General features: G+C 64.7%; 18 protein-coding genes, 1 tRNA gene and 1 pseudogene. 6 read left to right on the plus strand and 14 right to left on the minus strand.

Annotated elements, in window-relative coordinates; genetic code table 11:
* Window positions 1–2: 2 nt before the first annotated feature.
* Both glmU and V3C33_00980 read right to left on the minus strand, forming a co-directional pair.
* Window positions 3–1,481 (minus strand): bifunctional UDP-N-acetylglucosamine diphosphorylase/glucosamine-1-phosphate N-acetyltransferase GlmU, encoded by a 1,479-nt coding sequence (gene glmU / locus V3C33_00975; protein XAS67943.1) that lies wholly within the window; start codon window positions 1,479–1,481, stop codon window positions 3–5.
* A 108-nt stretch (window positions 1,482–1,589) separates the two neighbouring features.
* Window positions 1,590–1,661: transfer RNA gene (locus V3C33_00980), tRNA-Gln, on the minus strand.
* Window positions 1,662–1,850: 189 nt separating this feature from the next.
* Here V3C33_00980 and V3C33_00985 point away from each other — a divergent pair.
* Window positions 1,851–2,450, plus strand: a complete 600-nt coding sequence (locus V3C33_00985) for a TetR/AcrR family transcriptional regulator (GenBank protein ID XAS69604.1) — start codon at window positions 1,851–1,853, stop codon at window positions 2,448–2,450.
* Between the two features lie 14 nt (window positions 2,451–2,464).
* On the opposite strand, the gene V3C33_00990 is transcribed toward V3C33_00985, so the two are convergent.
* The 5 genes from V3C33_00990 to V3C33_01010 form a co-directional block, all read right to left on the minus strand.
* Window positions 2,465–4,294, minus strand: coding sequence for an ABC-F family ATP-binding cassette domain-containing protein (locus V3C33_00990; protein XAS67944.1), 1,830 nt, complete (start codon window positions 4,292–4,294; stop codon window positions 2,465–2,467).
* Between the two features lie 36 nt (window positions 4,295–4,330).
* Window positions 4,331–5,293, minus strand: coding sequence for a 4-(cytidine 5'-diphospho)-2-C-methyl-D-erythritol kinase (locus V3C33_00995; protein XAS67945.1), 963 nt, complete (start codon window positions 5,291–5,293; stop codon window positions 4,331–4,333).
* A 94-nt stretch (window positions 5,294–5,387) separates the two neighbouring features.
* Complete coding sequence (rsmA, locus tag V3C33_01000; protein ID XAS67946.1) at window positions 5,388–6,275, minus strand: 16S rRNA (adenine(1518)-N(6)/adenine(1519)-N(6))-dimethyltransferase RsmA; 888 nt, start codon at window positions 6,273–6,275, stop codon at window positions 5,388–5,390.
* A gap of 162 nt (window positions 6,276–6,437) precedes the next feature.
* Window positions 6,438–7,583 carry a transglycosylase family protein gene (locus V3C33_01005; protein ID XAS67947.1) on the minus strand — a complete coding sequence of 382 codons (1,146 nt, stop codon included), beginning with the start codon at window positions 7,581–7,583 and terminating at the stop codon, window positions 6,438–6,440.
* Between the two features lie 296 nt (window positions 7,584–7,879).
* Window positions 7,880–8,776 (minus strand): TatD family hydrolase, encoded by an 897-nt coding sequence (locus tag V3C33_01010; GenBank protein ID XAS67948.1) that lies wholly within the window; start codon window positions 8,774–8,776, stop codon window positions 7,880–7,882.
* A 165-nt stretch (window positions 8,777–8,941) separates the two neighbouring features.
* On the opposite strand from V3C33_01010, the gene V3C33_01015 reads away from it, so the two are divergent.
* The 3 genes from V3C33_01015 to V3C33_01025 are packed head-to-tail and all read left to right on the plus strand — an operon-like array spanning window position 8,942 to window position 14,022.
* Entirely contained in the window at window positions 8,942–10,072 is a 1,131-nt protein-coding gene (locus V3C33_01015) for a MoxR family ATPase (protein ID XAS67949.1), read from the plus strand.
* A 15-nt stretch (window positions 10,073–10,087) separates the two neighbouring features.
* The gene (locus tag V3C33_01020; protein XAS67950.1) at window positions 10,088–11,515 is read left to right on the plus strand and encodes a DUF58 domain-containing protein; all 1,428 of its coding nucleotides are present in this window, start codon (window positions 10,088–10,090) and stop codon (window positions 11,513–11,515) included.
* A gap of 38 nt (window positions 11,516–11,553) precedes the next feature.
* Complete coding sequence (locus V3C33_01025) at window positions 11,554–14,022, plus strand: DUF3488 and transglutaminase-like domain-containing protein (GenBank protein XAS69605.1); 2,469 nt, start codon at window positions 11,554–11,556, stop codon at window positions 14,020–14,022.
* 10 nt (window positions 14,023–14,032) lie between these two features.
* On the opposite strand, the gene V3C33_01030 is transcribed toward V3C33_01025, so the two are convergent.
* Together V3C33_01030 and rsmI are read right to left on the minus strand one after the other, a co-directional pair.
* The gene (locus tag V3C33_01030; GenBank protein ID XAS67951.1) at window positions 14,033–15,532 is read right to left on the minus strand and encodes an NAD-dependent succinate-semialdehyde dehydrogenase; all 1,500 of its coding nucleotides are present in this window, start codon (window positions 15,530–15,532) and stop codon (window positions 14,033–14,035) included.
* Between the two features lie 179 nt (window positions 15,533–15,711).
* Complete coding sequence (gene rsmI / locus V3C33_01035) at window positions 15,712–16,575, minus strand: 16S rRNA (cytidine(1402)-2'-O)-methyltransferase (protein XAS69606.1); 864 nt, start codon at window positions 16,573–16,575, stop codon at window positions 15,712–15,714.
* 162 nt (window positions 16,576–16,737) lie between these two features.
* Here rsmI and V3C33_01040 point away from each other — a divergent pair, with 162 nt between their 5' ends.
* Entirely contained in the window at window positions 16,738–18,396 is a 1,659-nt protein-coding gene (locus V3C33_01040) for a phospholipid carrier-dependent glycosyltransferase (protein ID XAS69607.1), read from the plus strand.
* Window positions 18,397–18,552: 156 nt separating this feature from the next.
* Here V3C33_01040 and V3C33_01045 read toward each other — a convergent pair whose 3' ends face one another.
* On the minus strand, window positions 18,553–19,686 hold the full coding sequence (locus V3C33_01045) for a TIGR01906 family membrane protein (GenBank protein ID XAS67952.1): 1,134 nt from the start codon (window positions 19,684–19,686) through the stop codon (window positions 18,553–18,555).
* A gap of 123 nt (window positions 19,687–19,809) precedes the next feature.
* A complete protein-coding gene (locus V3C33_01050) occupies window positions 19,810–20,802 on the minus strand; it encodes a stage II sporulation protein M (protein XAS67953.1) in 993 nt (330 codons plus the stop codon).
* 74 nt (window positions 20,803–20,876) lie between these two features.
* Between V3C33_01050 and V3C33_01055 the strand changes: the two genes are divergently transcribed.
* Window positions 20,877–21,677, plus strand: coding sequence for an RDD family protein (locus V3C33_01055; GenBank protein XAS67954.1), 801 nt, complete (start codon window positions 20,877–20,879; stop codon window positions 21,675–21,677).
* Here the strand turns inward: V3C33_01055 and V3C33_01060 are convergent.
* From V3C33_01060 to V3C33_01070, 3 genes and pseudogenes are all read right to left on the minus strand, one after another.
* Window positions 21,574–21,876 (minus strand): L,D-transpeptidase, encoded by a 303-nt coding sequence (locus V3C33_01060; protein ID XAS69608.1) that lies wholly within the window; start codon window positions 21,874–21,876, stop codon window positions 21,574–21,576. The genes V3C33_01055 and V3C33_01060 overlap by 104 nt on opposite strands.
* Window positions 21,877–22,207: 331 nt before the next feature.
* Window positions 22,208–22,291, minus strand: a pseudogene (locus tag V3C33_01065) (hypothetical protein).
* Between the two features lie 150 nt (window positions 22,292–22,441).
* On the minus strand, window positions 22,442–23,680 hold the full coding sequence (locus V3C33_01070) for an Ig-like domain-containing protein (protein ID XAS67955.1): 1,239 nt from the start codon (window positions 23,678–23,680) through the stop codon (window positions 22,442–22,444).
* Window positions 23,681–23,720: the final 40 nt, after the last annotated feature.

Genomic DNA, 23,720 nt, shown 5'->3' on the forward strand with positions numbered 1-23,720 from the left:
TGTTACTTGACCTCTTCTGTAGTTGCGGGGGTTCTTGAGGATTCGTTGGTGGCGGCTTCCGCCAGTCTGGCCGACTCTGTGCCGGGCCGGTTCTTGACAACCCAGCCTTCAGTGTTGCGCTGGGCTGCCAGCGACACTGCCAGGGCGCCTGCCGGCACGTCCTTGCGGATCACGGCGCCGGCGCCGCTGTAGGCACCGTCCCCCACCGTGACCGGTGCAACGAAGACCGTGTTGGAACCTGTGCGGACGCCCGAGCCGATCACCGTGCGGTGCTTTTTCTCGCCGTCGTAATTGGCAGTGATGTTGCCGCAGCCGATGTTGGTGTCCTCGCCGATTTCGGCGTCACCTGCATAGCCAAGGTGGGAGAGTTTGGAACCGCGGCCGATCGTTACGTTTTTGGTTTCGTAGAATGCGCCGATTTTGCCGGTCTCGCCGAGCACAGTGCCGGGGCGAAGGTACGTGAAAGGGCCGACACTGGCGTTGGCACCGATTGTGGCCCCTGTTCCGTGCGTCCGGGTCACCTTGGCGCCCTCACCAATGCTGACATCGGTCAGAGTGGTGTCAGGGCCGACGACGGCGTCCCTCGCCACTGTGGTGTTGCCGTGCAGCTGGGTGTTGGGAAGGATACGGACGTCTTCCTGCAGGGTGACGGTGGAATCGATCCAGGTGGTGGCGGGATCCACCACGGTGACCCCGGCGCGCATCCAGGCCTCAACGGTGCGGCGGTTGTGTTCGGCACCGAGGGCGGACAGCTGGACGCGGTCGTTGGCGCCCTCCACCTGCCAGCGGTCCGCGGTGGCGACGGCGGCAACCCGGCCGCCGGCCTCCCGCGCCAGACCCAGCACATCAGTGAGGTATTTTTCGCCCTGCGAGTTATCTGTGGTGACGTGGACCAGAGCATCGCGCAGGACTGCCGCATCAAAGGCATAGATGCCCGAGTTGATCTCGCGGATTTCGCGCTCTGCCTCGGAAGCGTCCTTGTGCTCCCGGATCCCGGTCACCGTTCCGTCTTCGGCGCGAAGGATACGGCCGTAACCGGCGGCGTCGTCGAGCACCGCTGTAAGGACAGTGACGGCGTTGCCATCGGCTTCGTGAGCAGCAACCAGCTCAGCGAGCATCCCCCCGGTCAGCAAGGGCACATCACCGTAGGTCACAACCACTGTTCCGGTGAGCGGTTCCGGGGAATCGAGGGCCTCAAGCGCCGCTTCCACTGCCCGGCCGGTCCCGGGAACCTCGTCCTGGTCGACAATCAATGCCCCAGGATCGAGCTGCGTGAGGTGCGCTGCGACAAGATCACGCTCGTGCCGCACCACCAAGGCAAGCTGCCGGGGGCTGATGGCCCGGGCGGCCAGCAAGGCATGCCCCACCATGGAGCGACCACCGATTTCGTGGAGGATCTTGGGGGTACGGGATTTCATCCGGGTACCGGCGCCTGCAGCTAAAACGATAACGGCGGCTGGGCCGGTATTCTCGGGGCTCACGTACAGGCTCTCCTTGTTCGGTTGCGCGGTGGACTGTGCGCGATGCTGTCCGGACCGGCAGTCCGGATGCAGCATCGTCTTCATCCTACTGGACACCATTCACAGCAGTTCCGCCCATAGGATTCGAACCTATACTCCACGGCTCCAAAGGCCGGGGTGCTGCCATTACACCAGGGCGGACCATGCCCGGGCGTGGAGCCCACGGCACGAGTATCAATTCTGCCACGAACAGTGTTGCTCCTGCGACATGGCCGGGTGCTTGACATAAGGCATGATGGAACCGTGAGCAAGAATGCAGGATTATCCGATAGGCCGGGCAGCCGGAACGGCAGGCCGGTAAGGGAACCGGGCCATATTCCACGCTCACGGATGACCGGGCCGCAGCGACGCTCACAGCTCATCGAAGTGGGCCGTACGCTCTTCGCCGTCCGCGGCCTGGATGGCACCACCATCGAGGAAATCGCCGCTTCCGCGGGCGTCTCCAAACCGGTGATTTACGAACACTTCGGTTCCAAGGAAGGCCTCTACACGCAGGTGGTGGAATTCGAGTTCAGGATTCTGCTGGCCTCCATCAACGCTGCACTGACCGAAGAGGCCAAGCCCCGGGTCCTGGTGGAACGCGCCGCGCTTGCGCTCCTGACCTACATTGAGGAGCGGACGGACGGCTTCCGGATCCTCATGCGTGATGCCCCGCCGTCACAGCCTGAAGGCGCCTTTTCCACCCTGCTCTCGCACGTCGCTGCCCGGGTGGAGCACATTCTGTCCGATGAGTTCGCCCGCCGCGGCTTCAGCGCAGCCGACGGCGCCATGTACGCGCAGATGCTCGTGGGCATGGTGGCCATGACCGGCCAGTGGTGGCAGGACAGCCGGCAGCCCGACAAACGGGATGTGGCTGCACACCTGGTGAACCTGGCGTGGAACGGGCTGACAGGACTGAAAAAGGAACCCGAGCTGCGCGGCGAGGACTAGCCGGCAAGCGCGAGCTACTCCCCCAGGACCTCCAGTGCGCCCAGCCATTCGAGTTCCAGGGCTTCGCGTTCTCCGGCGAGGTCCTTGAGCTTTTTGTTGAGCTCCGCGAGCTGTTTGCCCGCGGAGGCGTCTCCTGCCCCGGCGGTCATCTGCGCGTGGATCTTTTCTTCTTGCTGCGTCAGCTTGCCCAGCTGGCGCTCGATCCTGTTCTTGGCCTTGCGGGCGTCCCGCTTCTCCGCTTCCGAGGCGCCTGACGTTGCCGCGGCTGTCCCCGGGCTTAAGGCTGTGACAGGGCTTCCGCCGCCCGTGATGGTGGAGCCGGCCATGGTCGCCTCGCGCAGTTCCAGGTACTGGTCAACTCCGCGGGGCAAGGCGCGGATCTTGGCGTCGCCGAGCAGAGCCATCTGGTGGTCGGTCACGCGTTCAAGCAGGTAGCGGTCGTGGCTGACCACAACCAGGGTGCCTGGCCAGCCGTCCAGGACGTCCTCCACGGCCGCGAGCGTGTCCGTGTCGAGGTCGTTGGTGGGTTCATCCAGCATCAGCACGTTGGGCTCCCCCACCAGCAGGCGCAGGAGCTGCAGGCGCCGGCGTTCCCCACCCGAGAGATCCTTGACGGGCGTCCACTGCTTCTGGTTGGTGAACCCGAGCTGCTCCACCAGCTGGCCGGCCGTGAATTCCTTGCCGCCCACATTGAACGACCGTTTTTCGCGCTCGATGACCTCGATAACACGAAGGTCGGCGACGTCGTCGAGCTCTTTGACTTCCTGCGTCAGGACAGCGGTGACCACGGTCTTGCCGCGCTTGACCTTGCCGGAACTGGGCTTGATCTCACCGTTCAGGAGCTTCAGCAGGGTGGTCTTGCCTGCGCCGTTCACACCCACCAGCCCGAGCCGCTCGCCGGGAGCCAGCCGCAATGTGATGTTGTCGAAGAGTTTCTGCCCGGGGTCGCCGCCCAGGAAGTCCAGCGAGACGTTTTCCAGGTCCAGAACATCCTTGCCCAGCCGCGCGGTGGCCATCTTGCTCAGGGCCATGGAATCCCGGGGCTCCGGAACATCGGCGATCAGCTCATTGGCGGCTTCAATCCGGAACTTGGGCTTGGCCGTGCGGGCAGGGGCACCGCGGCGCAGCCAGGCGAGTTCCTTCTTCACGAGCTGCTGGCGCTTGCTTTCAACGACATTTGCGCTCCGGTCGCGCTCGGCGCGCGCCAGCACGTACGCCGCATAGCCGCCGTCGAACGGGTCCACGATGCCGTCGTGGACCTCCCAGGTCTTGGTGCAGACCTCATCGAGGAACCAGCGGTCGTGGGTGACCACCAGGAACGCGCCCTGGTTGGCCCGCCAGCGGGTCTTAAGGTGCCGGGACAGCCAGGCCACGCCTTCGACGTCGAGGTGGTTGGTGGGCTCGTCAAGCATGATGACGTCGTGATCCTCAATGAGGAGCTTGGCCAGCGCAACACGCCGCTTCTGCCCGCCGGAGAGGGCATGGACGTTGGCGTGCCAGTCGACGTCGGACACGAGCCCGCCCATGACCTCGCGGATCTGGGGGTTGCGGGCCCACTCATAGTCCGCCTGGTCACCGACGATGGCGGCGCCGACGGTGAGGTCGCCGTCGAGCACGTCGCTCTGGTCCAGGTAGCCCACATTGACGTCGCCGCGCTTGGTCACCCTGCCCGAATCCGGGGTGGCACGCAACGACAGCAACCGCATCAGCGTCGACTTCCCGTCACCGTTCCTGCCCACCATGCCGATCCGGTCGCCCTCCTCAAGTCCGAGGGTGACGCCGTCAAGGACGGTGCGGGTTGCGTACGAGACCATCAGGTTCTCGCCGCCAAGAAGGTGTGCCAAAGGGAACTGCTTTCTTCAAATACGGGTGTAAAGCTCTTAAAGGAGGGTATCGGAGATGATGCGCGCACCGTGCACCGGGCCGTGAACGGCCATGGCGTTCAGGCCGTGGTGCCGGAGATCCTCTGCCAGCCCTTCGGCCGCCTCGGGATTGTGCGTCAGCAATGCCACCGTGGGTCCGGATCCGGAAACGATGCCGGCGATGGCTCCCCGCGATTCACCCAACCCGAGCGTATCGCGGAGACTGGGCGCCAGCTCTATTGAGGCCCGCTGGAGGTCATTGACCAGCACACGGCTCAGGGCATCCGCATCGCCGCTGCGCAGAGCCTTGAGAATCTTCGGATCGACGGCGGTGGGTTCGGCGGCCTCCACGCCTTCTGCGTCGCGGAGGCGGTCCAAGGCCCGGAACACTGCAGGGGTCGGCAGCCCGAAATCTGCTGCGACCAGAACCCAGTCCGTCTGGGCCTTGGCCAGGGCAGGCGAGAGTTCATCCCCGATGCCCAGGCCAACGGCCGTTCCGCCGAGCAGCGAAAACGGCACGTCTGCCCCGAGTTCAGCGGCCAGGTGGGCGAGCTCGTCCCGGGACAATCCGCTGTTCCACAGGGCGTCGCACGCGAGCAGGGTGGCGGCGGCATCCGCCGAGCCGCCGCCCATTCCGCCGGCTACGGGTACGCGTTTGGTGATTTCCAGGTGCACGCCGGTGGAATGTTCGGAAACGTCAGCCATGATGGCGGCGGCCTTGTACGCGAGATTGTTCCCGTCCAGCGGGATGTCCACGCCGTCCAGGTCCAGTGTGCTCGACGGGCTGATGCTGATGGTGATGCCGCCCGTCTCGGTGCTGGTGGCTGCCACTTCCTCATAAAGGGACACCGCCAGGTACACACTGGCCACGGAATGGTAGCCGTCCGGTCGCAGCGGCCCCACATCGAGCGAGACGTTTACCTTGCCCGGAGCTTTGACCCGGACAGTCCTGGCTGCAAATCGCCCTCTCACTGCGTTCATGAGTACAAGCTATGGCATGGCACGCCGCTGATCCAAGCATGGACCGCCGCCGCGGTGCAGATCCGCGCAGCGGATGGCTGCCCGCGGGTGATGCTCAAGCCGCCCCTGCCTCGCGCGCTTCGGCGATCTTCGCGAAGGCCGCAATGTCAATCACTTCGCCCCTGGCCGTGGGGTCTATGCCTGCGGCCAGGAGGCAACGTTCGGCTTCTGCGGCGCTTCCTGCCCAGCCGGCGAGCGCGGCGCGCAGCGTCTTGCGGCGCTGCGCGAAGGCCGCGTCGATAACGGCAAAGACCTGTTCACGGGTGGCGCTGGTGACTGGCGGTTCGCGGCGGGTGAAGGCCACCAGCCCGGAGTTGATCTTGGGCGCCGGCCAGAACACGTTCATTCCGATCACACCGGCCTTGCGCATGCTGCTGTACCAGGCTGCCTTGACTGAGGGCACCCCGTAGGTTTTTGAACCCGGCCCGGCCGCGAGCCTGTCAGCCACCTCGTCCTGCACCATCACCAGCCCGTGCCGGAGGCTCGGGAAGTGCTGCAGGAGATGGAGCACCACAGGAACAGCCACGTTGTACGGCAGATTCGCAACGATGGCGGTGGGCTCCACAGGGAGCTCCGTGACCCTCATGGCGTCGGCCAGCACCAGATGGAAATCCCCGACGGCGTCGGGACGCCACGCGCGGATGGTTTCCGGCAGCTTGGCAGCCAGCACCGGATCAATTTCGACGGCGACAACCGCCTTCGCTGCGTCCAGCAGTCCCAGCGTCAGGGAGCCGAGGCCGGGCCCGACCTCCAGCACGGTCTCGTCGGGGCCGATTCCGGCCACGGAAACAATCCTGCGGATGGTGTTGCCGTCAATGACGAAGTTCTGACCGAGCGTCTTGGTGGGACGGACGCCGATCTCCTCCGCCAGCCTGCGGATGTCGGAAGCACCGAACAGCGGTGCGGGCGCCGTACCGGGCGCGGCGGGAGTCGGTTCAGTCACCTAGGTATCCTATCCCGCCTGTTCGGGGCATCCTGGGCCACCGGATGCAGGGCTCCCGGCTGCGGGGCAAAGCAAAAGCCGGGCCCGGAAAATCCGGACCCGGCCCAAACCGCCTACCTCAGCTGTGGTCAACTGCTTCGGAAAGACGGTTGCGATGGTGCCCTAGCTGCTCGCGGCCCAACCACAACCCCAGGGCTGGAGGCCACGCTGGGCGTAGATTCGGTTGGCGACGTCGATCTGCTGGGCCTTGCTGGCCAGGCTGGCATTGGGTGCATAAGCGCCGCCCCCGGAGCCGAGCCAGGTCTGGATATCGAACTGCAGTCCACCGTAGTAGCCGTTACCTGAGTTGATGGACCAGTTGCCAGTCGATTCGCACTGGGCGATCTTGTCCCACATGGCCACATTCATCATGGCCGGAGCGGCGGCGCCGGTGTTGGCCGCCTGGGCCGCAGGTTTTTCTTTGGTTCCCACGGTGATCTTTTCCGTCACGGGCTGCAGCGATACCGACTCGGAAACCAGTGTCCGGGAGGCTTCACGGCCGTCTACCAGTACCAGCTTGAACTTCTTTGCAACCTTGCCCTGCACGCCGGCCTGGGTGACTTTCTGTTCGCCCTTGAACAACGTCTGGCTCTCCGTGGTCAGGGTTTCAAACGGAATCACTTCGCTGGTGCCTGCGGCCTTGCCAGCCACTCGCGAGACCTTGATCACCATGTTGTTCACCACCTGGGCATTTCCCGGCTGTGAGATGCGGTCGCTCGCGCCCAGCGAGATGCCTTTGTCCTTGATCACCTGCGCAACGTCGCTCGCCGTTGTGGTGGTCCTGGACGCCTTGCCGTCGGCAAGAATGCTGACGGTCTTCGGCGTCGAGATGGACACGAAGGATCCGGCGACGGAAAGCTGGGCTTCCTTGGGGACGGAAACTGCGGAGGCGCTTGCCACTCCCAGCTCGGTCACCAGCCCGGCCACGTCCTGGGCCGTGGTGCTGACCGTCTTCTCCGCACCGTCCAGGCTGACCTTCACGGCCTTGGCCATGTTGACGTTGATCACGGAGCCGTTCTCAACGCGGGCGTCCACGGACGGCGATACCCGGTCCGCGGGCTGCAGTTCCAGCTTGGCGCTCTTGACCACCTGGCCAACAGTTCCGCCGAAGGTCTGGACGGAGCTCACTTTGCCGTCGATATTCAGAGTGATTGTCTTGTTGTTTCCGACGAAGGCGACTAGCCCCAGCACGAGTGCCGAGAGCACGACCAGCTGGGCGCCGACCTTCAGAAAACTGAACTTGCCGTCCGATGTGAAGAAGTTGACCACGATTGCCCGTAACTTTTGGACCGTCCGGGCACGGGGAAAAACGCACAGGACCATCCAACGCAAACAACACCCGGAGAGGCGGCCCCGGGCTTGCCCGGAGGTTTGCAGAAGATATGTGCGCCGCCACACTCACGTTGCAGGACATGTGTGAACTGCCTGCTGCAATACGGAGCGAAATTATCCGTTGGCCTTCCCCGACCCCGGCTAATAGTTTTCCACTGTAACCGAAGCGTTATAAAGCGGCCAAGAAATTTACATACTTGGTATCGGCGGGACCGCGGGGTGATTCTGCCGCTTCAGTCCCAGGATCCGTACGACCGCACCGTATTTTCGCTGATCTGCCCGCAGAGGCCTGCCAGGTCAGTTCCTGTCAATTCGGCCATGGCCCGGACCGTATAGGGAACCAGGTAACTGGCATTCGGGCGCCCCCTGTACGGATGGGGGGTGAGAAACGGCGCGTCAGTTTCAACCAGCACCAGCTCCGGCTCCGCAATGGCAAGTGCCGCACGCAGATTGGCTGCATTCTTGAAGGTCAGGGTGCCCGCAAAGGACATGTACCAGCCTTCGCTGTTGCAGATCCGGGCGAGTTCCTCGTCGCCCGAGAAACAGTGGAAGACCACGCGCTCCGGCGCTCTCTCTTCCCGGAGAACCTGAAGTACGTCGTCGTGGGCGTCGCGGTCATGGATCTGCAGCGTCAGATCCAGGCGTTTGGCGATGTCGATGTGCCGGCGGAACGAATACCGTTGGTGTGCCAGGCCCTCCCCCTCCGTCCGGAAAAAATCCAGGCCCGTCTCGCCAATGGCGCGGATTCTGGGATGACCGGCAAGCCGCTCGATCTCCGTGAGCGCTTTCTCCAGTTCGCCTCTCCGCGCATAGTCCGGGGCGTCATTCGGATGAATCGCGACTGCACCAAGGAGCCGCGCATCAAGATCCACGGCCCGGACGGTAAACCGCGACGATTCGAGGTCGCAGCCAACCTGCACTGCACCCTGCACACCTACCGCTTCAGCCGCGTCCAGGGCGGCGGTAACGCCTACCTGCGCCCGTTCGGAATCCAGGCCGGCGAAGTCCAGGTGGGTGTGGTTGTCCATCACGGGCACCGGGAGCGGCTCCGGCGCGGGCGGATACCCCTGCTTCCCGGATCCGTCGCTTCCGGACGCTCTGTAGGGCACTGGGGTCAGCGAATTGCACATCCGTCTAGCCTAGCTCCGGCAGGTTCCCAGCAATTCCCGGAACTCTCTGTCAGCAATGGCAGTTGTGTTAGTAGTCTGGTACGAACACATGCGAACGCCCAACGACGGGCGCGGGCAGACCTTGCCGTCCCGTCTCAGGCACCACCCAGGGCTGAAAGGCTGCCGATGGACTCCCACCGACACACCACGGTAGACGAAGCACCCCCCGCCGGGCAAAGCTTCACTGCGGCCGCAGTCCCTGACTCGCACCCGTTCAACGGACACAAGCCTGCCGCCATGGATGCGGATGCCTTCCGCGCCGCGAGCGAGCGCATCCTCGATGCGATAAATACCGTCATCGACGGGAAAGCCGAAGCCGCCAAACTTGCGCTGACGGTTCTGCTCGCCCAGGGCCATCTCCTCCTCGAAGATGTCCCCGGGGTCGGCAAGACTCTTCTGGCCAAGACACTCGCGCGGACCATCGACTGTTCGGTAAGCCGGATCCAGTTCACCCCCGATCTCCTGCCCTCCGACGTCACGGGTGTCTCCATCTACAACCAGTCTTCGAGGCTGTTCGAGTTCCGTCCCGGTGCCGTGTTCGCCAACATCGTCATCGGTGATGAAATCAACCGTGCCTCGGCCAAAACGCAGTCGGCGTTGCTGGAGTGTATGGAAGAGCATCAGGTCACTGTGGACGGTGACTCCTACAAGCTGGATGAGCCGTTTATGGTGGTGGCAACCCAGAATCCGATCGAGATGGAAGGCACGTACCCGCTGCCGGAGGCGCAGCGGGACCGCTTTATGGCCCGGATCTCCATGGGTTATCCGGACAAGGATTCCGAGATCGAGATGCTTGAGACGCATCAGGCCACCTCGCCGCTCCTCGGAGTCTCCGCTGTGGCGACCTCCGCTGATGTCGCGGCAATGATCGCCACTGTCCAGCAGGTCTATGTGTCGCAGGCGGTCAAGGAATACACAGTGTCCGTTGGCCGGGCCACCCGGGAGAGCGCTATGCTTCGGCTCGGTGCCAGCCCGCGTTCCATGCTCCAGCTGCTCCGGGCGGCGAAGGCTACCGCCGCGCTCGAGGGCAGGGACTTCGTTCTCCCCGATGACGTTGTGAATGTTGCAGAATCGGTGCTGGCCCACCGCATCATCCTGGACCGAAAGGCCGCCAGCACCGGAGAAACCCCGCACAGCGTCATCCGCGGGATTCTTGCCAAACTGCCGATCAGCCAGGATATGTCCAACGCCTCCACCCGAACCGCTGGGCAGGCTGCCGGCAGGGCGCCGGCCGCCGGACAGCGTCAAGGCCGCTAGGCAGGGACCCCCGCCGTGGCACTGCTTGACAGACTCCCGGGACACGTCTTCAGCAAGCGGGGCTGGGGGCTGCTGGCAGCAGGCATCATCTCTCTGTTGTGTGCCCAGGTCATGGGGCGGCGTGACCTGCTCACCCTCGGGATACTGCTGCTAGTCCTGCCACTGGTTTCGCTGGCAGGAATCAGGCTTCTCAAACCGCGGTTCAGGGTCTACCGCGAATTTAGTCCGTCAACGGTGGAGACTTCGTCCACCACCACGGTCCGACTGGCTGTCGCCCGGACTAGCGCCGATGCCGGGCGCGTCACTATGGAAGAGCAGCTTCCGCCGAGGTTCGGTGAGTCGCCCGCGTTCCGTTTCCCGGCAAAGTCAGCCAGGGGAGGCACCAGCCGGTACGAGTACCACCTCAGGTCCGGCAAGCGCGGGCAGTTCATCATCGGGCCGGTCACAGCCGAGTTCACCGACGCCTTCGGCCTTTCCCTTCACCGGCATTCGATTGACGACGGCGACACCCTGACAGTGACACCGGCCGCCCTCGAGCTTCCGGTTACAGGCCTGGCCGGCGCCCGCGGAAACGACGGCATCACAGCGACGCGGATCCGGGCGAATCCAAGCGATGACGATGTGATGACCCGCGAGTACCGGCATGGTGACCCCATGCGCCGGGTTCACTGGGCGGCCACAGCCCGGCATGGAGCACTCATGGTGAGGCAGGAGGAATCGGTCACCACACCGGAAGCCACCATTCTCCTGGACCAGCGGTTTGTGGCTTTTTCCAACGGCTTCGGATCGGTCTTCGGCGGTAACGGAGCCGAGGACGGCCACGAGCTCATCAGCAGCGAAACGTTCGAGTGGGCGGTCGTGGCCGCCATGTCCATCAGCGCGCATTTGTCCGAGCGTAATTATTCCTTGCGGTTCCTGGACATTGGTGGGGCCCCCGCGTTCCTCCACTCCCCGTCGGCCCCCGAACCTGAGTCTGAGGAGTACAACGGCGCCGGCGGCCTCCAGTCGATTGCTGAAAGCCTTGCCGCCATCCAGCTCTCAGGGCCGCACCACGTGCGCCGGGACCAGGACAGCGGGGGGCGGGACCACGCCGGCGCCCTGGAAACAGGCCCCAAGCCGTTTGCCGATCATCTGATGGACAAGCTGTCGGCTCATCGGCTCCGGGGCCCGGTACTGGCTGTGCTGGGCAGGATCTCGCTCGCCGAGGCACGGGCCCTGGCACCTGCCGCCGGGTTCGGCGCCAACGCGTTCGCCATGGTGGTCTCGGACAAGCCCGCTGAATGCCACGATGTCCTCGAGGCGCTGAGGACGGGCGGCTGGCGGGCCGTGGCCGTGGATTCCTCCACGTCGCTACCCGCTGCCTGGACGTACTTTGACGAGGGCGACGCCGCCGTTTTGACGGCTGCGGCAGACGTCCGGCGCGGTGCGGGGGTGGCCCGGTGACCCTCACCCCGCACCGCTCTGCACACACCGGAACGCCGGTGATTCCGGCCCCTGGCAAAGGCGCGACCCCCCGGCAGGGCCGGGCGGGTCTCTTTCCGTGGATCATGGCTGCCGCCGTGGCACTCGCTGTTTGCGGTGCGGCGCTGTCGCTCAACGGCGTCATGAGGGGCTGGGCCTGGTACCTGCCGGCCCTCACCACCGTTTGTGTTGTGTGTCTGGCCATGGCGGCATTGCGCGGACTCCGGGCGCAGCCAATACTGGTCACTCTTGCCGGCTTTGCATCCCTGTTTTTCATCCTGACTTTCACGTTTTTCCGCCGTGGCAGCATCGCCGGATTCATTCCATCCGGAGCCACCATGGACCAGCTCGGGCAGTACATGCGGCGGGCAAGCGAAACTGTGCTGTCCGAAAGCGCACCGGTGGCTCCGAACGCAGGCATCGTTCTGGTCACTTGCGCAGTACTTGGTCTCGTGGCGATCCTCGTGGATGCCCTGGCGCTCCCTCTTGGGATGCCGGCTACCAGCGGTCTGGGGCTGCTGGCAGTGCTGGTGGTTCCTGCCATGGTCAAACCACAAAGCGTGGGCATTTGGGGCTTCATCGCGGCTGCGGCCGGGTATCTCTCGATCCTGGCATGCAGCCAGTGGTATTCACCGGACTCGCGGACGCCTGCGGACACCGCCAGGAATCCTGGCCAGGCCAGGCGGGCCGCCATGACCGGCAGCGTTGCGCTCGTCGCCACCCTGCTGCTGCCGCTGGCCATACCGGGATTTGAACAAGGTACTTTTCCGCAGGGCTCCCGGCTCAATCCCTGGGGCGCATCCAACGGGCTGAATCCGATGATCAGCCTCGGCAACAGTCTCCGCTCTCCTTCCGGCGACGGCCGGATCACCTACGCCACCAATGCCACCAATCCGCTCTACCTTCGCTCCGTCACTGTGGACCGCTTCGACGGCGATTCCTGGGCTCCGGATGACCGGGAAACCATACGCCGGGCCGGAGCCGGGCGGATGGACACCGGGCACGAAGTACTCGCGGATGAGCAGATCCGCCAGGTCACGGCAGTGAATACCGGGAACTTCACCAGTCCTTATCTGCCTGTGCCCTATGCGCCGGACGCTGTGAACGGGTTGAGCGGCAGATGGAGCTGGGATCCGGCCACGCTGAGCATCAAGGGTACTGACACCAATTCCACGGATCAGCAGTATCTGGTGCTGTCCACCGTGCCGAAGCTGACCCCTGAGCTTCTGGCCCAATCGTCCGCTCCCGTGCGAGGCATTTCGGATGAATTCATCAGGCCGCCGTCGAATGTGCCTGAAATTGTCAGGACTACGGCTGACTCCGTGGCCAATGGGGGCAGAACCTCCTATGCCAAGGCCATGGCCATCCAGAACTACCTGCGCTCCCCGGAATTCACATATTCCCTGCAGTCGCCCGTCCAGGGCGGCTACGACGGCAGCGGGCTGTCAGTGCTGGCGGATTTCCTGGCACAGAAGAGCGGCTACTGCATCCACTATGCATCGGCCATGGCAGTCATGGCGCGGCTTGAAGGCATCCCCAGCCGGATCGCCGTGGGATATGCCCCGGGCCGCCTGACCGGCGCTACCGTCTCGGTTGCGGGGCAGGGAGCCTTGCCGGAGTACGAGGTCGATTCCCGGGACGCCCATGCCTGGCCCGAACTCTACTTCCAGGGGCTGGGGTGGGTGCCGTTCGAGCCCACACCGTCACGGGGCGTCGTTCCTGACTATGCAACGGCGACAACCATCCCGGGCGGGGCCAGCACCAACGAAAACAACAACGACCTCCTCCCCACAGACGGCGCTTCGGCAACCCCGGCACCGGGCAATGGGCTGGCGCCGTTGCCAGGAACCGGTGGTTCCTCCGACGCCGGCAGCCAGATGATGCCGTGGCTCTACGGTTCCGGTGGTCTGGTCCTGCTGGCGCTGCTCGCCGCATCCCCTCGGCTTTTTCGCAGCAGCCTCCGCGCCCGCAGGCTCAGGGAACCCGCCAAGGGGGCAAGCGCTGCTGACGCCGCACCGCTCGCTTGGTGCGAGCTACAGGACCTGGCCACGGACTATGGGTTGTCCCCCCGGCCCAGCGAAACGCCACGCGGTTTTTCCGCACGCCTCCGCGGCTCTGCGGCGCTCGGCGAACCCGGAGGAATGGACGACGCCGGACACCAGTCCGTCATTTCGCTCACTGGCGACTTTGAACGCCAGCAATACGGCCCGCCGGAGGGATCTGCCCCGGGCGCAACCACACAAATGTCTGCCGCGAACCGTTCAGTGGCTGCGCGGATCACGTTGGTGAGGCAGGCGCTGCGGGACAACTCCAGGCTAGCCGCACGACTGCGCGCTGACTGGCTGCCGCCGTCGGTCATGGGCCGCTGGAGCCGGACGCTTTCGGCCCCGTTCAGGGCTGCAGGCCGGGTTGCCGTGAGGGTTGCCCGGGCCGTCGCGCGTTCCTGGAACAGAACCCGCGACGGCCTCCGCCGGGTGCGTGAAAACTAGCCGGTTTCAGCTAGTTAGCGTAGGGATCGGCGATGCCGATGTACTGGGTGTAAAGGTATTCCTCGATGCCTTCGAGTCCGCCTTCGCGTCCCAGCCCGGACTGCTTGACGCCGCCGAACGGTGCCGCGGCGTTGGAGATGACGCCGGCGTTCAGGCCGAGCATGCCGGTCTCGAGCCGCTCACCCATCCGGATGCCGCGGCTCAGGTCCTTGGTGAAGACGTACGCCACCAGACCGTACTCGGTGTTGTTGGCCAGCCGGACGGCCTCGTCCTCGGTGCCGAAGGTGATGATCGGCGCGACCGGTCCGAAGATTTCCTCTGACAGGATCCGGGTGCCCTCGGTGACGCCCTTGAGGATGGTGGGCTGGTAGAAGTAGCCCGGTCCGTCCACCGGGGCGCCGCCGACGACGGCGACGGCACCGGCGGAGACTGCGTCGGTGACGAGCTCGTGGACCTTGTCCCGGCTCTTGGCATCGATCAGCGGGCCCACCTTCGACTCGGGCTCAGTGCCGCGCGCGGTGGTCATGGCGGCCATCTTCGCGGCAAACTTCTCCGCAAACTCGTCCGCGACGGACTCGTGGACCAGGAAGCGGTTCGCTGCGGTGCAGGCCTCGCCCATGTTCCGCAGCTTCGCGATCATGGCCCCGGCGACGGCGGCGTCGACGTCGGCGTCCTCGAACACCACGAACGGTGCGTTGCCGCCGAGCTCCATGGAGGTCCGCAGCACTGTTTCGGAGGCGTCGGCGAGCAGGCGGCGGCCCACTTCGGTGGAGCCGGTGAAGGAGAGCTTCCGCAGCCGGGTGTCCTTGATCAGGGGGCCCGTGGTTGCGCCGGCGCTCGTGGTCGGGATGACGTTCAGGACCCCGGCCGGCAGCCCGGCTTCCTGCATCACGGCGGCGAACAGCTGCGAGGTCAGGGGCGTGAGGTTGGCGGGCTTGAGCACCATGGTGCAGCCGGCAGCGACGGCGGGGGCGACCTTGCGGGTGGCCATGGCAAGCGGGAAGTTCCAGGGCGTGATCAGCAGGCACGGGCCCACGGGCTTCTTGGTCACCAACAGCCGGGATTTCCCGTCCGGAGAGACGGAGTAGCGGCCGAAGGCGCGCACGGCCTCCTCGGAGAACCAGCGGAGGAACTCGGCACCATAGGCGACTTCTCCGCGGGCCTCGGCCAGCGGCTTGCCCATCTCCAGGGTCATCAGCAGCGCGAAGTCCTCGGCGCGTTCGGTGACGAGTTCGAAGGCGCGGCGCAGGATCTCCCCGCGCTCACGCGGCGGTACCTTCGCCCACGAGTCCTGGGCGGCGGCCGCGGCATCAAGGGCCGCGGCGCCGTCCTCGGCGGAGGCATCGGCAATGCTCAACAGCACCTTGCCCGTCGAGGGATCCTCAACATCAAAGGTCTTCCCGGACGCGGCCGGACGCCACTGGCCATTGATGAGCAGCCCCGTGGGGACGGAGGCCAGCAGCTCGCTTTCACGCTCTGCGGTAACAGTGGACTGTGCAGTTACAGACACGGTGACTCCCTCGTCAGCAATTCGGTTCAGGGTGGGTTTCAGCCGTGCTTGGTGCTCAGCTGGTTTAAAGCCACGCTACTGCCTGTCTCCAAAGGGTGTCTACGAATGCGCGCACTACAGCTGCGACGTTTTGCTGTGCAGCTGCACAAGCACCTCGCCGGTCGTAAACATACCGCCGCTTACCTCGCGGCGAGCACTGCCGAATAGAGTTCACGTTTGCTGACCCGGACGTCCTCAGCGACCGCAGCCACCGCTTCCTTGAGCCGGATCCCCTGTGCGATCAGTTCATTGACGGCCGCCACGTGATCCTCTGGAGTCCCGGGAGCCTGTTCCGGGGCACCGCCCACCACCACTGCGATCTCGCCGCGGACTTCGTTGGTCTCCGCCCACTCCAGGAGCTCGCGCAGGTTTCCGCGGATGACTTCCTCATAGGTCTTGGTCAGCTCACGGCACACGGCAACCCGGCGTTCAGGACCGAACCGTTCGCGGAGCGCCCGCAACATGGATTCGAGCCGGTGCGGAGCCTCGAAGAACACCATGGTGCGGCGTTCCGTATCCAGGTCTGCAAGGCGTGATGCGCGTTCACCGGCCTTGCGCGGCAGGAACCCCTCGAAGCAGAAACGGTCTGTGGGCAGCCCGGAAAGGGCAAGGGCCGTCAGGACTGCGGACGGGCCAGGCACCGCCGTCACTGTCAGGCCGGCGGCGACGGCCCCCTCCACGAGGCGGAAGCCCGGGTCCGAGACCGCCGGCATACCGGCGTCGGTCACCATAACAAGGGTCTTCCCCGCCCGTACATGATCCAGCAGTTCAGCCGTTTTAGTTGCCTCGTTGTGTTCGTGATAACTGATGACCCTGCCGCCCACGGTGACGCCCAGGTTCTGCACCAGCCGGTGCAGCCGCCGGGTGTCCTCAGCGGCGACGATATCCGCCGTGGCCAGCAGTTCGATCAGCCGTGCTGACGCGTCCCCCGCGTTTCCGATGGGTGTCGCGGCAAGCACAATGCGGCCAGGCCCTCCCGCCGCCGGCGCTGAGAGAGCTGCCACACCGGTCCGGGTCTCATCTTCAGGGCTGTTGGTCGGGGAGGTACTTGGTTCATGGTCCACAGGACCAGCCTACTGCTGGCGGGCTCTGCCAGCGGCAAAAGGTAGCATGGGCACGTGACGCAGACCTCCGTGCGGCCCGTCGAGGCCGGATCAGCCACTTCGGTGGCATCGACCGCCAGCATGGACGGACGCAATCTGGAAGGCCACGACTGGATCAGCCGCCCGGAAGAGGCATTCTCCGCCGACGCGCTGAAGGAGCGCCTGATCGGCGGGATCCGCTCCTGGCGGGACTACCCGCCGTCGCTGCGGCTGTGGTTCTGGCTGATCCCCGTTATGACTGCCGTCATCGGGGGTGTGCTCCGCTTTGTCCGCCTTGACTCCCCGCACAGCCTGGTCTTCGACGAGACTTACTACGTCAAGGACGGCTATTCGTTCCTGATGAGCGGGTATGAGCGGAATTGGCCGGACAAAGCGAACGATTCCTTCAATTCCGGTAGTCCGGGAATACTGCTGGACACTCCCGAGTATGTGGTCCACCCGCCCGTGGGCAAGTGGATGATCGCGGGCGGTATGTGGCTGTTCGGCGCGGACAATCCGTTCGGCTGGCGCTTCGGCGCCGCCCTGACGGGCACGCTTTCCATCCTGCTGACCGCGTTGATAGCGCAAAAACTGTTCCGGTCCCTGACGCTGGGCGCCGCCGCGGGCCTTCTGCTCGCCGTAGACGGCCATCACCTGGTGATGTCGCGGACGTCCCTCCTGGATATTTTTCTGATGTTCTGGGTCCTTGCCGCTTTCGGCGCCCTTCTGATGGACCGCGACGACGGCCGCCGCCGTCTCGCGCACAGGCTCGGCAAGCTGGCAGCGGCATCGCCGGACGGCCGGCCTGCCGCGCTCCGGCTGCTGTCCGGACCCTGGCTGGGGATCCGCTGGTGGCGCCTGGCAGCCGCAGTCTGTCTCGGCCTCGCCGTCGGCACCAAATGGTCGGCGCTGTTTTTCCTCGCCGGCTTCGGCCTGATGACCGTGTTGTGGGATCTCAGCGCGCGCCGGATCGCCGGCATCCGCGGCTGGATAAGCGCCGGCATTATCAGGGACGGACTGCCGGCGTTCATCAGCATCGTTCCGGTCGCCGCGCTGGTCTATGCGGCCACCTGGACAGGCTGGTTCCGCTCACAGGACGCCTATTACCGGCGCTGGGCGGAAACCAATCCGTCCGCAGAGTGGGGCTGGCTGCCCAACGCCGTGCGATCCCTGGCCCACTACCACCTTGAGGCGTACAAATTCCATCAGGGCCTCAGCTCCGACCACCCGTATGAGGCAAGCGCCTGGAGCTGGCTGGTCATGGGCCGGCCAACCTCCTTCTTCTACGAGTCCCCCAAGGAAGGAAGCGCAGGCTGCGACATCTCCAGCTGCACCTCTGCCATTCTTTCCGTGGGAAATCCGCTGATCTGGTGGACGGCGGCCGTGTCCCTTGTCATCCTGCTGTTCTGGTGGGCAGGACGCCGCGACTGGCGGGCCGGTGCTGTGCTTGCCGCCGTGGGAGCAGGATACCTACCGTGGTTCCTGTTTCCGGAACGGACCACTTTTTTCTTTTACGCGATCTCGTTCGAGCCCTTCCTGGTCCTGGCCCTCGCGTATTGCCTGGGGCTCGTGCTGGGCCGCAGGACGGACGCCCCCTGGCGCAGGCGTTCGGGGCTCTACCTGGTTGCACTTTTCGTGGCCGGGGCCATACTTCTCTCGGCCTTCTTCTACCCGGTCTGGACTGCCGAAATCATCTCGTACCAGGACTGGCGCGTCAGAATGTGGATGCCGTCCTGGATCTAGGGCAGGATTGCTGAACCTCCGCTGCATTCCAAAGCCCTCGACAACACTGCCCGTGGCTGCTGCGATCCAGGGCTCGGCTGTCCAGGCAATCACGCTGGTTTCCAGGGCCGAGACAATCCGACGCTTTACCGTTCTGGACGCGGAATTCACCAGCCTCTACGGCTGAACTGCCTTCTCTGCCGTCTGGCTGGACGAACCGCCGGCGTTGTCTGCATCCGGGGCGCCAGCGCGGTCAATGTCCGGCGCAGAGTCTGCCTTGTCCTTGACAAGTCCGCGGCGCCTGCGTGTGGGCCAGGTCAGCACCAGGGTGACCAGCGAGGCGACCAGTACAAGTGCCCCGATGACAATCCCCGCGTCTATCCAGAACTGGCCGGGGAACAGGCGGATTAGCGTGTCCTCAAGGGAGAACGTCCATGAGCCGTTGGCGAAGAAGATCCGGTGGAACTCGGTGAAGAACTGTTCCCAGCCCAGCACGGCCAGCGTGCCAAGTCCCAGGATGATCACGAGGGTCACAATGGAGCCGGCGAAAAGGCCCCTGCGGACCCCCCCGGTGCTCCGGCGGCGCAGGAAGATGATGGCCACCATGCTCAGCAGGACCAGCAATACACCGGTTGCGAAGGAGGACAGAATGACCAGTTTGACGTCCGCCATGTGGCTGACTTCGCCGTCTTTGAACAGTTTTTCGCCGCTGTGATTGACGAGTTCGCCCAAATACCGCGGGCCGGACCAGTTGCTGAGATAGTCCACGGCATAGGAGCCATAGGTCATGCGGTCATCGGCGCTGAAGCCGTAGCCGTCGCCCGGGAAGCCCGGCCGGTTGTATTCCACCCAGAGGAACAGCGGGCTTGTGACCGCGCGGGCTGCCACGACCAGCAGGATCACGGGGTAGAAGACCGCCAGAAGAACCTGCATGACGCGGGGGGCCATAGGCTTCGCGTTCGCAGCATTCTCCCGCTCAGCATTCCGGCGTTCCACATCCTCCTTCGGAGGGCGGACCTGCAAGGCGGAGGTGGGCAGCGGCTCGCTGAAGAGCGGCTCATCGCGTGGTGTGGAAGGTTCGACGGCGGCTTCCGCGGCCTTGCGGTCGGCGCGGCTGCCGGGCTGCGGTGAACCGTCAGGCTCCGGGGCCCGGGACTTCCGGGTCTCGGACTGCGGCCTGGCTGCGGGGGTGTTGCCGGCGGCGGGCTTCATCCAATCGAAGGTTGCTTCGTCGGAATCTGCCGCGGAAGCCGCGGCCGGATCCGGCTGCGGCTCCAGGGGTTTCGAAGGGGTCAGACTATTGTCGTTCACTGCAGCTTCACTTCCGTAGGCGTCCGCGCTCCCTGGTCTGGACCCGGCAACGCTACATATCTCTTGACGAGCCTACCGTCCGGCACTCCGGCACCGCGAGATGCCACCCCGTCCCGGCCGGATTCAGGCGGCAATTTCGCCGTATCCGGCATCCTGGCTGCCGAGGTCGCCGCGGGAACCCGCCACGTAGGCACGCCTGCCCCACACCAGGACATAGACCCAGTAAGCCCCGAGAACCGCGGCACCAATACTGATCTTTGCCCACACCGGAAGCGGGCTTGGCGTCACAAAGCCTTCCACCAGCCCGGAGACGAACAGCACCAGCACCAGGCCCAGCGCTACGGTGATGAGCGACCGGCCTTCTTCCGCCACAGCCCGCCCCCTGGTGCGTGGGCCCGGCGACACCATGGCCCAGAAGATCCGGAGACCAGCCGCGCTGGCGATGAATACTGCTGTCAGCTCCATCAGCCCGTGCGGCAGGATGTAGCTGAAAAATACCTCTGGCTGCCCCGCTGCGGCGAAGATGCCCGCAGCGATTCCCACACCCTGGGCGTTGCTGAAAAGGATCACCGGCACCCAGATCCCGGTGATGCCCAGTGCTACCGCCTGCGCACTGATCCAGGCGTTGTTGGTCCAGACTGCGCCGGCGAATGAAGCGGCAGGATTCTCCGAGTAGTAGTCAACAAAATCCTCTTCGACGTACTGCTTGATAGTGGCGTCGGACGCCAGGGCCCTTAGTGCCTCCGGGGACGTGCCGATCCACAGCGCGTAGGCGCCGGCGACCAGGCAGAATACAGTTCCACAGGCGAGCGTCAGCCAGCGCAACCGGTAAAGCGCCGCCGGAAGTGCAATAACAAAGAACCGGGCGAGATCTTCCATGACGTTGGATCTCGCCCCGGTGAACCGGGTACGGGCTTGCGCCAGTGTGGCTGACAGTGACGCCGAGAGTCCACTTTCGGGGGCTAGGGAGCGCAGCAGCGACAGGTGCGCCGAGGTGGTCTGGTACAGACGCAGGAGTTCGTCAGCCTCCGCACCGTTGAGGCGCCGCTTGTGCGCAAGCAAGTGCAGCCTCGACCACTTATCCCCGTTGACGGCGGAGAAGGCATCCATATCCACGGCTCCAGCCTAGCGTCCCGCGGATTAGACTTTGAGCGTCCGGAGAATCGCGCGCAAGGGATGGGAACCCGGCATTGAATTCAATCATCACCGGTGAGGCGGTTGTCCTGGAGCTGCGACCCGCATCGTTTGCCACGCGGGCCCTGGGCCTGTTGCTGGATGTTGCCGTGAACGTCCTCCTGCTGCTTCTGCTCCTGTTCGCCGTGGCAACGGCCAGCCAGGAGCTCGACGAAGCGGCTTCGCGCACGCTGGTGCTGGTCAGTGTGGTGTTCTGCTTTGTAATAGTCCCCGTAGCCGTGGAAACTCTGACCCGCGGACTGTCTCTGGGAAAACTTGCCGCCGGGCTGCGGATTGTGCGCGACGACGGCGGCGCCATCCGCTTCCGCCATGCCGTCATCCGCGGCCTGACTGGCTTTCTGGAGATCTACCTGACCTTCGGTGGCCTGGCGATTGGCGTGGCGTTGTTCAACGACAAGTCCCGGAGGCTCGGGGATATCGTGGCCGGAACCTACTCACTTCGCAGCAGGGTGCCCGTTGAAAAGGCGATACTCGCCTTCATTCCACCCCATCTGGCTGGCTGGGTGAAGTCCGCAGACATCGGGCGGATACCGGATGCCACTGCGCGCAGAGCTACGCAGTTCATCAGGCAGGCGGGCCGGATGTCGCCGCTGTCCCGCAGTGGAATGGCCGCCAGCCTTGCCACCGAGGTGGCAAGGAACGTTGCACCGCCGCCACCGCCAGGAACCACCCCCGTCGACTATCTGGCTGCCGTCATGGCAGAGCGGCGTCACCGTGAGCTCTGCAGGCTGCTCCGTGCCAGGGAGCGCAGCACCGGCGTGGGAGAGCGCCTGCACCGGTTACCGTTCGAGTCCTGAGGCTTCGCCTGACGGCGTTGAGGGTCTGGACAAGATCGCCTGTTTTCATGTTGCTGAAGAACCAGGCGGCATCTGCCTGCAGCAGGCCTACGGTGCCGTGCGACACGTTGACCCTGCCTACTGCACCCCACGCCGACTCCAGCGCCTGGTGGACGTAGACGCCGGAGGAAGTCAGCCTGTTGGCGTACTCGACGGTCAACGGCGGGTAGTAAGTAGCCCTTGTCCCCCGGTTTGAGGCCTATGCTGCCGGCATTGAACTTGGAATTGCGCTCCTGCTCCATGATGACGGCGCAGCCCGTGGGCGAGAGCCAATCGGCATCACCCAGCGTCACGGGGGCGGTCCTGACCAGCTTCCCGTCAAAGTACACATTCATGGTCTTGGTGATATCGTCCACCACGGCCACCCGCTGCGGACCCACCTTGAAGGTGGTCCTGGCATTGGAGTTGCCGATCATCTTGTTGCCGAAGTCCAGCCCGAAGAGCTTCAGATCCACCGTGATCTGGCTGTTGGATGCCCAGAACTCTTGCGGACGGATGCGCACGCGCTGGTCTGAATACCATCGCCAGGCGAGTGCCTGGGCGGAAGATGCTGTGACTTTGACAGCCTTCTCCATGGCTTCCTTGTTCAGGACAGGCTCGCTGAAAACGATCTCGATCGGCTAGTGGGTGTTGAATTCCAGCGGATCGAGGGTGGTCCGTCCGCGCTGACGGTGCCCTTAACGGGTTCTCCGCCCTCCTCCGGACCAGCACAACTGGAGACGGCGTTAATTCGCGTACTTGGCCCACGGAATGTTCCAGTCGCCATAGCCGTCGTCAAAGTTTGCGAACTCGCCCTTGGTATTCACCACCTGGACAACGTCCCCGGCGGTCATGTTGTTGAACACCCACGCGGCCCGGTCCGCTGTCATTCCGATGCAGCCGTGCGAGACATTGGTATTGCCGATGTATGGCAGCGCTGAGTCCAGCGCCTGGTGGATGTATTCACCGCTTGGAGTAAGCCGGGTGGCATATTCGACGTCGAGTTCGCCGTAGTTGGCGGGGTCGCCTGGCTTAAGGCCTATGCTGGCGGCCACAAAGTGGTCGTAGCGGTGTTTCTCCATCAGGACCAGATATCCCCGGGCGGAGGGAAAACGCTCGTCACCCATGGTTACGGGCCAACTGCCGGCTGGCCTGTCATTGATGCTGACCGAGAACGTGTGCGCGGTGGCATCGGCAACGGCCACTTTCTTGTCGCCGATATGAACGGTGACTTTTTTGTTGAAGTTGCCGATCTGGCCTCTACCCAGGTCCACGCCGAATAGCTTCATGTCCATGGTGACCGTTGAGTTGGCCGCCCAGAAATCTTTCGGCCGGTAGCGGACCATCGTGTCCGTGAACCAATGGAAGGCGCCGGTCTGTCCGGACGTGGACGTGATCCGGATGGCCTTTTCCACGGCATCACGGTTCACCACCGGTTCGCTGAAGATGATCTGGAGCGGCTGGGCCACGCCCACCTTCATGCCGTCCAGCGGATAGATGGCAGCATCCGCCTCATTGGCTGTTGACGCGGTGCTGAAGTTGCGCGTGGTGCTGGCCTCCCGGCCCACTGCATCCTGTACCACGTAGGTGTAGCTGTAGTCCGTGTTGAACTTCAGGGGGCCGGTAGCCGACCAGCTACTTCCGTCTGCGCCCAGGATGCCGTCCACTGCATCGCCCGTGCTGGTGGTGAGCGCCACGCGTTGGATCCTGCCGTTGGCCGCCTTGAGTGTGACCGGGGACGCGGGATTTACCTGCTTGGCGCCGTCGGCCGGCAACGCGACCAACTTCACCGGCGCCACTACCGGTTCCGCCAGACCCGGGGCCGAACGCACCGGTGATCCGGCTTCGGAATCCAGCGACGCGTGAGCGAATTCCGGCGCGACAGCGGCGAAAACGCCACCGCCGGCGGCCAGGAGGCAGACCGCAGCCAGGAGCGCTATTTTCCTGCCGTTACCCCGGCGGTGCGGTGCTGCCACAGACTTCATGAGCTGATTCTAGGCTCTCTTGCTTGGAAATTCCGGTGAA

The organism is Micrococcaceae bacterium Sec5.7 (assembly GCA_039636785.1).
Lineage (GTDB): Bacteria > Actinomycetota > Actinomycetes > Actinomycetales > Micrococcaceae > Arthrobacter.